Raw genomic sequence first — 11,018 nt, 5'->3', positions numbered from 1 at the left:
GCGCCGCGGGTGGCTGACCCGACGGACGGCCGGTCACCGCACTCCCGTCTGGCACGGGCCGGAGGCGGCGGCCTCGACGGGACACCCGGTCACCGCGGCCCGTCTGACACGGGCCGACGGCGGCCGACTCGCCGGGACGGCCGGTCAGCGCGCCCGGACGGCACCCTCGATCTCCCCCCACGGGAAGTCCCGCAGCGCCCCCAGGTTCCGCATCGCCAGCGCGGCCGGACCCCGCGGACCGTGCGCGGGGGCGTTTCCGGCCGCCCAGGCCTCCACCGCCACGCGTACAGCGGCACTGGCGACGGCCCCCGTGAAGCTCAGCTCCGGGGAGGTGACCGCCGCCTCGGCAACGTTGTCGTCACCGCCCCCAGTCCCGGCCGAAGCCGAAGACCCGGCTGCGGCCGGAGCCCCCGTCGCCCTCCCCGCCAGCACCTCCGCCAACGACCGTTCCTCCGCATGGCACACCTCCGCCCACACCTTGCTCAGCGCGGGACTGGAGGCGGCCAGGCGGATCAGGGTGCGGACCCATTCCCAGGACGCCGCGGACACCCCGGCGCCCGGCGTCAGCGTGTGCCGTACGGCGTGTTCCAGTGCCTCAGGTACGGACAGGTCTGCGGGGGCCTGCCGTACCGCCTCCGTCCAGCGTTCCGCGCCCGCCGCGTAGAGCGGGGCGACGGCCTCCTCCTTCGTGGCGAAGTAACGGTAGAAGGTACGCGGGGCGATACCGGCGGCCTGGGCGATGTCCTCGGCGCGGGTGGCCCGCAGGCCCTGCCGCACAAAGAGGCCGGCCGCGGCGCGGGCGATCTCCATCCGCGTCGCCGCCTTGCGTCGCTCGGTCAGCGAGAGGGAAGGAACACCGGAGGCACCGGAGGGCTGTGCACCGGAGGGCTCTGCTGGGGTGGGACTGCTCACGTTCGGCAGGCTATGCCCATGTGACACAATCTGCCATCCGGGTGGGCCACCCCGTGGTTCAGGTACGGGGTGGCCCACCCCTCCCGTGGCAAAAAGGAGCCGGGCCCCGGCACCCAGGGGGGAAGGGCGCCGAGGCCCGGCTCGGGAGAGTCCCGGCACCGGGGGGAGTGCGTCGGGACTCGGCTCAGTGAAGTCGAAGTCAGTGAGGGTCTGAGGGTCAGGGCAGTTCAAGCGGGTTCAGGAAGCGTCGAAGCAGCCTCGAGGGGTTTCGCGGGTCCCGCGAGCCCGGCCCGGCACCGATCTCCCGCAACCCGAACTCCCGTGCCCTGAAGTCTTGTTCCCTGACCCTCGTAGGTTGAAGCAGCGTTACACAGCCATGTTTGCGCGGTCTTCCGCCACCCGGCGTACGCGGCGGGCGCCGGTCGTACGCCGCCCGGCGCTCACCCGGCCACCGTACGGCCCAGGCGGATTCGCGAATCAGCGCACCCCCTGCATCGCCCCCGTCCTTACGCCGCCGCGTCGAACCCGGTGTCCCGGGCCAGCTTCTTCAGCTCGAGCAGCGCGTGCTTCTCGATCTGGCGGATGCGCTCGCGGGTCAGACCGTGCTCCTTGCCGACCTCGGTCAGCGTGCGCTCGCGGCCGTCCTCGATGCCATAGCGCATCTTGATGATGGAGGCCGTGCGCTGGTCGAGGCGGCCGATCAGGTCGTCCAGTTCCTCGCTGCGCAGCAGGGTCAGCACGGACTGCTCGGGCGAGATCGCGGACGTGTCCTCCAGCAGGTCGCCGAACTGGGTCTCGCCCTCGTCGTCCACCGACATGTTCAGCGAGACCGGGTCGCGGGCCCAGTCCAGGACGTCCGCGACGCGCTCCGGCGTCGAGCCGAGCTCGGCGGCGATCTCGGCGGGCTCCGGGTCCCGGCCGTGCTCACGGTTGAACTCGCGCTGCACGCGCCGGATCCGGCCCAGCTCCTCCACCAGGTGGACGGGCAGGCGGATGGTGCGCGACTGGTCCGCTATCGAGCGGGTGATCGCCTGGCGGATCCACCAGGTGGCGTACGTCGAGAACTTGAAGCCCTTGCGGTAGTCGAACTTCTCCACCGCGCGCACCAGGCCGGCATTGCCCTCCTGGATCAGATCGAGCAGGGGCAGGCCACTGCGCGGGTAGCGGCGGGCGACAGCGACGACCAGGCGGAGGTTGGAGCGGATGAAGACATCCTTGGCGCGCTCCCCCTCGGCGACGAGCGCCTCCAGCTCCTCGCGGGTGGCGCCGGTCTTGGATTCCTCGAACCCTTCGAGGACCCGCTGTGCGAAGACACCCGCCTCGATGATCTGGGACAGCTCGACCTCCTTGGCGGCGTCGAGCAGCGGTGTGCGCGCGATCTCGTCGAGATACATGCCGACCAGGTCGCGATCGGCGATCTCGCCTGCATGGGCGCGAACAGCGCGAACACTGCTTGCCGCGTCGGCCGTCTCGCCGGTGGCGGACTGACGACGGGCGACGGCACGGGTTGCCATGCGTGCTCCCTTGCAATGGTGGGCTGGCAGGTGATCCGGGACGCTTGGCACTTTCCTCGGGTGCCCCGCATCTGATGGAAACAACGACTGGAATCAGGACAGAATTCCCAACCCGCCCCCCTATTTTTCTGATCATGCAGTACCCTGTGCGGCCACATGAGGAGGCTTGATGTCGCCGGAACGTACAGAGATCCAGGTCAGGCCGGGAGTCGAGGGTGACCTCGTGGCCCTCACCGACATCTACAACCACTATGTACGTGAGACGCCCATCACTTTCGACACCGCTGTCTTCACTCCGAGAGAGCGCCGTCCTTGGCTGCTCTCCCACCCTGAAGACGGACCGCACCGGCTGATGGTTGCCATGGAGACGGACACACAGGAGATTCTGGGCTACGCCACATCCAGCCCCTTCCGGCCGAAGCCGGCCTACGGGACCTCCGTGGAGACCTCCGTCTACCTCGCCCCACGCGCGCGTGGCCGTGGCGTCGGCACGCTCCTCTACAAGGCCCTCTTCGAGGCCCTGACCGACGAGGACGTGCACCGCGCCTACGCCGGCATAGTCCCGCCCAACGAGGCGTCCGCGCGGCTGCACGAGCAGTTCGGATTCCAGTACGTCGGCACGTACCGCGAGGTGGGCCGCAAGTTCGGCCGCTACTGGGACGTCGCCTGGTACGAGAAGGACCTGTAGCGACGCCGTAGCGACCGCCTCTTCAGCCGAACTGCACCGACCGCTTCGCCATTCCCATCCAGAACCCGTCGATCACCGACTTCTGCGCGTCCAGCTCGCCGGACACCTCGGCCGCGCCCATGGCGACGAACAGGGGGGCGAAGTGTTCGGTGCGCGGGTGGGCGTAGTGACCGGCGGGGGCCTTGTTGAGGAAGTCGAGCAGGCCGTCCCAGTCACGGGCCTCCAGTGCGCGCCGCCCCCAGTCGTCGAACTCGGACGACCAGGTGGGCACGCCCGGGCCGGTGTGCCGCAGGGCGGCCAGGTTGTGGGTGAAGAAGCCGGAGCCGACGATCAGCACCCCCTCGTCGCGCAGCGGCGCCAGTCTGCGGCCGATCTCCATCAGCTTCACCGGATCGAGGGTCGGCATGGAGACCTGCAGGACCGGGATGTCGGCTTCGGGGAACATCTCCACAAGCGGGACATAGACGCCGTGGTCGAGACCGCGGTCCGGGATGTCCTGGACCGGGGTACCCGGGGCGCGCAGCAGTTTCCGTACGGACTCGGCGAGTCCAGGAGCTCCCGGAGCACCGTAAGTTACCTGATAGTAGTGCTCGGGGAATCCCCAGAAGTCATAGACGAGAGGAACGGCTTCCGTGGCACCGAGGGCAAGGGGAGCCTCCTCCCAGTGGGCGGAGACCATGAGGATCGCCTTGGGGCGGGGCAGGCCGGCGGACCAGGCGGCGAGCTCACCGGGCCAGACCGGATCGTCCGCCAGGGGCGGTGCGCCATGGCTGAGGTAGAGCGCCGGCATGCGCTCCTCGATCGCGGCGGACATGGCGACGGCTCCCTCCGGAAGTGACACGCGCTTGAAACCTCAAGCTATCGCCACACAGCTTAAGTCAGTTTGGTTTAATTTTCAATGAGCCTCTCGTAGAGTGGGATACATGAACAGGGCATCCACATCCGAAGAAGAGCCACGCTGGCTCACCGAAGAGGAACAGCGCGTCTGGCGTTCGTACGTGCACGCCGCCACGCTTCTCGAAGACCACATGGACCGCCAGCTCCAGCGCGACGCGGGCATGCCGCACGTCTACTACGGCCTGCTCGTCAGGCTCTCCGAGTCCCCGCAGCGACGGCTGCGGATGACCGAACTGGCGATGCACGCGAAGATCACCCGCTCCCGGCTGTCGCACGCGATCGCCCGCCTGGAGAAGAACAGCTGGGTGCGGCGCGAGGACTGCCCCGACGACAAGCGGGGACAGTTCGCGGTGCTGACGGAGCAGGGCACAGAGGTGCTGCGGCGGGCCGCACCGGGCCATGTCACGGCCGTACGGAACGCGGTGTTCGACCGGCTCACCCCCGAACAGCAGAAAGCCCTCGGCGAAGCGATGCAGATCATCGCCGAGGGCCTGCAGCCGAACGAGGCGGGTGCGGACCTGCCCTGGCTCCGCTGAGCGGGAGTCAGGGCAGGTCCTGGGGGTTCGTACGTACGGAGCGTCCCCATCCCCGTACGTACGAGGGGTTCCGAAGGGGGTACGACCGGAGGTCGTCGTCAGTGGACGGCGACCGGTACCGGCACCTCCTCCTCGGCGCCCTCGGCCGCACCGGACGCCATGTTCGGGCGGTCGGCGTTGACGAAGGTCAGGGCGATGGCCGCGGCGACGACCAGGATGCCGACGGCGAACCAGATGGCGCTGGTGTAGCCCTCCACCATGGCCTCCAGCTGGACCAGCTGCTGCTGGGAGCGGCTGGTGGCGGAGCCGATGTGGTCCGCGAGGTACGACGTGGTCGCGGACGCGGCGATCGTGTTCAGCAGGGCCGTGCCGATCGCGCCGCCCACCTGCTGCGAGGTGTTGACCATCGCGGAGGCGACACCGGAGTCCCGCGGCTCGACGCCCAGGGTGGCCAGGGACATGGCCGGCATGAACGCCGTACCCATGCCGAGGCCGAGCAGCAGCATGGCCGGGAGCAGCAGGGCGGCGTACGAGGAGCCGATCTCCAGCCGGGTCAGCAGCAGCATGCCGAGCGCGGCGACCAGGAAGCCGGGGCCCATGAGCAGGCGCGGCGCGACCCGGGTCATCAGGCGGGTACCGATCTGGGTGGAGCCCGTGATCATGCCGACGATCATCGGCAGGAACGCGAAACCGGTCTTGACCGGCGAGTAGCCCTTCACGATCTGCAGGTAGTAGGTCAGGAAGAGGAACAGGCCGAACATCGCGATGATCGCGAGGCCCAGGGAGAGGTAGATCCCGCCGCGGTTGCGCTCGGTGATCACACGCAGCGGCAGCAGCGGGGCCTTGACCTTCGCCTCGACGGCCACGAACGCGGCCAGCAGTACGGCCGACGCGACGAACATGCCGACGGTCACGGAGTCGCTCCAGCCCTCGGACTCGGCGCGGGTGAAGCCGTAGACCAGCGCGACCAGGCCGAGGGTGGACAGGATCACGCCGGGGATGTCGAGCGGCGAGCGGTTGCGGCCGCCCTCGGGCTCACGGATGACGAAGTAGGCGCCGGCCGCGGCGACCACCGCGAACGGGATGTTGACGAAGAACGTCCAGCGCCAGTTCAGGTACTCGGTGAGGAAGCCGCCGAGGATCAGGCCGACGGCGCCGCCGCCACCGGCGATCGCGCCGTAGATGCCGAACGCCTTGGCGCGCTCCTTGGCGTCCGTGAACATCACGGCGAGCAGGGAGAGCGCGGCCGGAGCGAGGAGGGCGCCGAAGACGCCCTGCAGGGCGCGGGAGCCGAACATCATGGCCTCGTTGGTGGCCGCGCCACCCAGCGCGGAGGCGGCAGCGAAGCCGGCCAGGCCGAGGACGAAGGTGCGCTTGCGGCCCCACAGGTCGGCGATCCGGCCGCCGAACAGGAGCAGACCGCCGAACGCGAGCGCGTAGGCCGTGACGACCCACTGCCGGTTGCCGTCCGAGATGCCCAGGTCCTGCTGGGCGGAGGGCAGGGCGATGTTCACGATGGTGGCGTCGAGCACGACCATCAGCTGGGCGAGCGCGATGAAGACGAGCGCCTTCCAGCGGTTGCTATCGGCTACGCCGAGAGCCTTTGAGGTTGTTTCAGACATGGAGGTACCCACTTCGGGACTTCGTGACGGAAAAGGTGCGTGAGGACGTGCGTGAGAACGTGCGTGAAACGACTGCTGTGGAGCTCTGAACTAATCGATCAGGACTGGCGGAGGTCCTCCATGGTCACGGCCCTGCCCGGCAGGGCAGAACGGGCCGGGGCCCGCAGTCCGTCCAGGAACAGCTGCAGGGTGCGGTGGACGAAGCGGTCGAGGGTGTGGCAGCCGGTGCCGGCCGGGGGCCGGGACAACTGGACCACGGCGGTCATCAGATCGCCGACACCCACGTCCGCGCGGAGCTGACCGGCCGCCTTCGCCCGGTCGATGAGCTGGTCGACGAGCCGCTCGAACCGTTCGCGCGCGGCCGCCAGATCGGGGTGGTGCTTGTCGAAAGTGCTCTGGACCATCGGGCAGAGCGCGTGGATCCGCTCGTCGGCGGAGGTGTGCACGAAGCGCTCCAGCGCCTCGAAGGTGTCCCCTGTCTCGGCGAGCGCCTGTTCGGCCGCCTCCGAGGTACGGTCGATGACCGAGCAGACGACCTCGCGGACGAGGGCGTCGCGGTCCGGGAAGTTGCGGTACACCGTGGCGTTGCCGACGCAGGCCCGGCGGGCGATCTCGTCGAGCGGCACGTCCGGGCCGAACTCGTTGAACATCTCCCGGGCGGCGGTGACGATCCGCTCCCGGTTGCGCAGGGCGTCGGCACGCGGCCGGGGCGTCTTGCGCTGCCCGGAGTGGGGAGACGTCACGGTCTGCACGGCGTAACTCCTCGGAGCCGGTGGTTCGCGATCCGGGGAATCTCTCCCCGTTTCGCGGTGGACACAGGTCTAAACGGGGAGAGCGTCCCCGGTTATTTCCCATCCTCGAGGAGATCTCAAGTGACCTGAGTCACATCCGCTACCGCCGGGAAACCCACGTTCGGTCTCCTCCAGCGCGCGTGCGCGCATCGCCCGACACAGGGTGATCGCAAGGGTGCAGCGCGCTGACCGGCGGCTGCCGTGGACGAAGGGCCCCCTGCATGCAGTCGAGCCGTCGGATACGCCCGCGCCGTGTGGCCGCCCTCGCCTCCGTGACCGTGCTGACCCTGGCGGTCAGCACCTCGGCCGACTCCGGGCACCTCACGACGGGCACCACGACGGCGACCGGGGCGGGACCCATCCCGCCGGCCCGCTCCGCGGCCCTCGCCCCCTGCATGATCAGCGGCCGCACCGACGTCCAGATGTCGGAGGGCGTCCCCACCCCCGCCGGCTACTCCCGTTCCACCGGCACCGTCCGCGCCCTCACCCTGATGATCGACTTCTCCGACGCGCCGGGTCCGGGCAGCGCGCTCGACCGCTTCCGGGAGTTCTTCCCGCAGACCCGGGAGTGGTTCCGCACCAGCTCCTACGGCCGCCTCGACTACCGCGCCGAGACGCCGGTCAACGGCTGGCTGCGGATGCCGAAGCCGTTCCGGGCGTACGGCACGGAGCGCGGCGCGCCCTTCGACCCCGGCTATCGGGACCTGGTCCAGGACATCGTGGCGGCGGCCGATCCCCGGGTGGACTTCCGGAGGTACGACTTCCTGAACGTGCTGATGACGCCCAACGCCGGCCCCTCCGCCCTGGACACGGTCCTGTCGGTGACTTTCGCGGGCAACACGGAGGCGCCGGTCGCGGACGGCGTCCCCGTCGCCAACGCCTCGTTCGTCTACTCCCGCCAGGACGACGGCTCCGGCTCCTACGACCGCACCGGCTACCGGGTCCTCCCCCACGAGAACGGCCACGTCTTCGGCCTGCCCGACCTCTACACCCAGGAAGGCGGGGGCGCGGTCGGCCACTGGGACATCATGAGCGAGGACTGGGGCGCCAACAACGACCTGCTCGGCTGGCACAAGTGGAAACTGGGCTGGCTGGACGCGACCCAGGTCGGCTGCGCGACCGCGCCCGGTACGACCGAGTACACACTGACACCGCTGGCCCGCGCGGGCGGACCGAAGCTGGTGTTCGTGCCGGTCAGCCCGAAGACCGGCTACGCCGTCGAACTGCGCACCCGCGCGGGCAACGACGAGACCGTGTGCCGGCCGGGCGTACTGATCTACAGGGTCGACGCGGACATCGACACCGGCATGGGCCCGATACGGGTCTACGACTCCCACCAGGACAGCGGCGGCTGCACTCGCAGCCCCAACGTCCACGCGGAACTCTCCGACGCCCCGTTCAAGCCCGGCGAGGACTTCCGGGATCCCAAGCGGGGGATCCGGATCGCGGTGGCAGGGGCGGGGGCGGGGGCCTCTGGGGAGTATCGGGTGCTGGTTTCGCGGCGGTAGTGGGGCGGGGCGGTGGGGTGGTGCTGGGCGGACGCGGTGGGTGAGCAGGGTGCACTGCTGGGCGCGGCGCGGTGCAGGTGGTGCGCTGTATGCGCACGCGGCACGGTGCGGGTGGCGCGGCGCTGGACGTGCGGGGAGCGGGGTACTGGGCGCACGCGGCACGGTGCGGGTGGCGCGGCGCTGGACGCGGCGCGGTGCAGGTGGTGCGCTGTATGCGCACGCGGCGCGGTGCGGGTGGCGCGGCGCTGGACGCACGCGGCGTGCTGCGGGCGCCGCGACGGGCGCGCGCCGTGCCCGCGCGGTTCGGTTTGGGCTTGCCTGGTGGCGCCTTTGCCCGCCCCGGCGAAGACTTCCGCGGCCCCAGCCGCAGCACCCGCACAGCGGTGACGGGCGCTGGCCTGTCCGGGGAATACCGGGTGCGAGTGACTCGGCGCCAGGCGTGCGCGGGCGCGCGGTGCGGTGGCGTGGTGGCACGTATACGGTCGTCCGCGCGCCGTGCTCGTGTGGTTCGCGGATTACGGTAGGCCTGCCCGCGAACGCCGTACCGGAGAGCCGATGCCAGCGAAGAGCACGATGGACGCCGCCGCAGTTCCGGAGGAGGCGGTCACGCCGTTGATCCGGGGTGTCGCGGTGCTGTGGCGGCTGACGGAGGCCGGCGGGGTGCTGAGCCCGAGCGCGCTGGAGCGGGCCACCGGGCTCGCCCGTTCCACGGTGGACCGGATCGCCTCCACCCTCGCGCGCATGGGCTACGTCCGTCTCGACGGCCGCGACGTGGTCCTCGCCCCCCGGCTGATGGAACTCGGCAATGCCTACCTGGCGGCCCTGCGCCTGCCCGCCCTGCTCGACGCCCGCGCTGACGCCCTCGCCGACGAACTGGACGAGTCGGTGTCGCTGGCGGTCGGCGACCGCGACGGCGTCCGCTTCATCCACCAGGCCACCCGCCGCCGCGCGATGTCCCTCAGCTTCCGCATCGGCGACCTGCTCCCGGCCGAACGCACCGCGCCGGGCGCGCTGTTCGCCACCGAGTGGACGGAGCAGGAGTGGGCGGGCTGGCGTTCGCGCCGGGCGGCGGATCCGGAGGACCGGGGTTTTCCGGCCGTACCGCCGCGCGAACACCTTGACGCCGACGCCGACCCCGACGCGGACTTCGAGCTGCGGGCCGTACGGGCGCGGGGGGACGGGTGGGCGCTGGACGACCAGTTGATCGAGCCGGGGCTGGTCGCCGTGTCCGTGCCGGTACGGGATGCCCGTACCGGACGGATCGCCTGCGTCGCGAGCGTCGTCAGCCATACCAGCCGGCACACCGCGGCCGGCCTGCGGGACACCCTGCTCCCCCGGCTGCGGACGGCGGTCGCGGACATGGAGCGCGAGCTGCGCGAGGCGCCGGAGGCGGAGCCCGGGGCGGCTCCGCCCTCGGGGCTGGCGACCTGGACGGGGGCGTCGAAGCAGGAGCTGGGGCGAGAGTTCGTCGAGTCGCTGGCGCGCGGACTGGCCGTGCTGACGGCCTTCGGTGAGGGGCGCACCGAGCTGACACTCACGGATGTCGCTCGCGCGACGGGCCTGGCGCGGGCGACGGCACGGCGGGCGCTGATCACGTACGAGCACCTGGGTCTGGTTGCCTCGTCCGGGAACCGCGGCTTCGTGCTGACCCCGCGGATGCTGTCGCTCGGCTTCCCGCCTCTGTCCCGTACGTCCCTCCCCCAGATCGCCACTCCGCACCTGGCGGACCTCTCCGGCCGGATCCACGAGTCGTCGTCGCTGGCGGTGCTCACCGGGGCCGGCGAGGAGGTCCAGTACACGGCCCGCGTCGCCACGAGCCGTGTGATGAGCGTCAACATCACGGTCGGCACGCGGCTCCCGGCGTATGCGACGTCCCTGGGGCGGGTGCTGCTGGCGGATCTCCCGGAGGACGAGCGGGAGTTCGGGGAGCTGCGCCCGCTGACTCCACGTACGGTCACCGACCGCGCCGTCCTCGCGGGCGTGCTGGCGGAGGTCCGTGAGCGCGGGTACGCCCTGGTCGACGAGGAGTTGGAGGAGGGGCTGCGGTCGGTCGCGGTGCCGGTGCGGGACCGGACGGGCCGGGCGGTCGCCGCGGTGAACGTCGCGATGCACGCGGCCCGCCGGACGGTCCAGGAATGCGAACGGGACGTCCTTCCCGAGCTGATCGCCGCGGCCGGGCGGATCGAGGCCGATCTGCGGGTGGCGGGGCGGTTCAGGCGGGTGCCGTTGACCTGACGGGTTGGCCTGATACGGCCCACCGGCCGGTCAGTTGCCCCCGGGTCCTCCGGCAACCGCCCACTGCGGGGGCCGTCGGTCGCGCCGTTGCCGCCGGTGTGCTCGCCTCGCGGTGCCGTACCTCGCGGACCTGTTCACCCTGCGCCGCATTCCGGCCCAGGCCTTCGGCCTCTTCATGAGCGTCAACCCCGTCCTCGCCGCCGTCGTCGGCTGGATCATCCCCGGCCGGAATCTGGCCTGGACGGAGTGGGCGAGCATCGGAGCCACCGTTGCCGCGAACTCGTTGAGCATTGTTGCGCGGCGGGGCTGACGGGG

The 11,018-nt window shown here is 70.9% G+C and carries 9 protein-coding genes and 1 pseudogene; 5 read left to right on the top strand and 5 right to left on the bottom strand.

Going from position 1 to position 11,018, the window contains the following annotated elements; all coding sequences use genetic code 11:
- Window positions 1-144 precede the first annotated feature (144 nt).
- Window positions 145-912, bottom strand: a complete 768-nt coding sequence (locus tag AQJ91_RS23675) for a TetR/AcrR family transcriptional regulator (protein ID WP_407696901.1) — start codon at window positions 910-912, stop codon at window positions 145-147.
- Window positions 913-1,418: 506 nt separating this feature from the next.
- Window positions 1,419-2,426, bottom strand: coding sequence for a sigma-70 family RNA polymerase sigma factor (locus tag AQJ91_RS23670; protein ID WP_067025262.1), 1,008 nt, complete (start codon window positions 2,424-2,426; stop codon window positions 1,419-1,421).
- 169 nt (window positions 2,427-2,595) lie between these two features.
- On the opposite strand from AQJ91_RS23670, the gene AQJ91_RS23665 reads away from it, so the two are divergent.
- A complete protein-coding gene (locus AQJ91_RS23665; RefSeq protein ID WP_067025258.1) occupies window positions 2,596-3,114 on the top strand; it encodes a GNAT family N-acetyltransferase in 519 nt (172 codons plus the stop codon).
- Between the two features lie 22 nt (window positions 3,115-3,136).
- Here AQJ91_RS23665 and AQJ91_RS23660 read toward each other — a convergent pair whose 3' ends face one another.
- On the bottom strand, window positions 3,137-3,928 hold the full coding sequence (locus tag AQJ91_RS23660; protein ID WP_067025255.1) for a dioxygenase family protein: 792 nt from the start codon (window positions 3,926-3,928) through the stop codon (window positions 3,137-3,139).
- Between the two features lie 109 nt (window positions 3,929-4,037).
- Between AQJ91_RS23660 and AQJ91_RS23655 the strand changes: the two genes are divergently transcribed.
- Window positions 4,038-4,547 (top strand): MarR family winged helix-turn-helix transcriptional regulator, encoded by a 510-nt coding sequence (locus tag AQJ91_RS23655; protein ID WP_067025253.1) that lies wholly within the window; start codon window positions 4,038-4,040, stop codon window positions 4,545-4,547.
- 98 nt (window positions 4,548-4,645) lie between these two features.
- Here the strand turns inward: AQJ91_RS23655 and AQJ91_RS23650 are convergent, their stop codons facing one another.
- Window positions 4,646-6,169: an MFS transporter gene (locus AQJ91_RS23650; RefSeq protein WP_067025402.1), complete on the bottom strand. Its 1,524-nt coding sequence runs from the start codon at window positions 6,167-6,169 to the stop codon at window positions 4,646-4,648.
- Window positions 6,170-6,267: 98 nt separating this feature from the next.
- Window positions 6,268-6,912: a TetR/AcrR family transcriptional regulator gene (locus AQJ91_RS23645; RefSeq protein WP_199848015.1), complete on the bottom strand. Its 645-nt coding sequence runs from the start codon at window positions 6,910-6,912 to the stop codon at window positions 6,268-6,270.
- A 269-nt stretch (window positions 6,913-7,181) separates the two neighbouring features.
- Between AQJ91_RS23645 and AQJ91_RS23640 the strand changes: the two genes are divergently transcribed.
- From AQJ91_RS23640 to AQJ91_RS23630, 3 genes and pseudogenes are all read left to right on the top strand, one after another.
- A complete protein-coding gene (locus AQJ91_RS23640) occupies window positions 7,182-8,468 on the top strand; it encodes a M6 family metalloprotease domain-containing protein (protein WP_199848009.1) in 1,287 nt (428 codons plus the stop codon).
- 555 nt (window positions 8,469-9,023) lie between these two features.
- Window positions 9,024-10,703, top strand: a complete 1,680-nt coding sequence (locus AQJ91_RS23635; RefSeq protein WP_067025244.1) for an IclR family transcriptional regulator domain-containing protein — start codon at window positions 9,024-9,026, stop codon at window positions 10,701-10,703.
- Between the two features lie 47 nt (window positions 10,704-10,750).
- Window positions 10,751-11,013 (top strand): annotated as a pseudogene (locus AQJ91_RS23630) (EamA family transporter); the annotation flags it as partial.
- Window positions 11,014-11,018: the final 5 nt, after the last annotated feature.

It is taken from the genome of Streptomyces dysideae (assembly GCF_001514305.1).
Lineage (GTDB): Bacteria > Actinomycetota > Actinomycetes > Streptomycetales > Streptomycetaceae > Streptomyces > Streptomyces dysideae.
The sequence above is the reverse complement of the archived record's forward strand: the minus strand, read 5'-3'. Positions and strand labels throughout refer to the sequence as shown.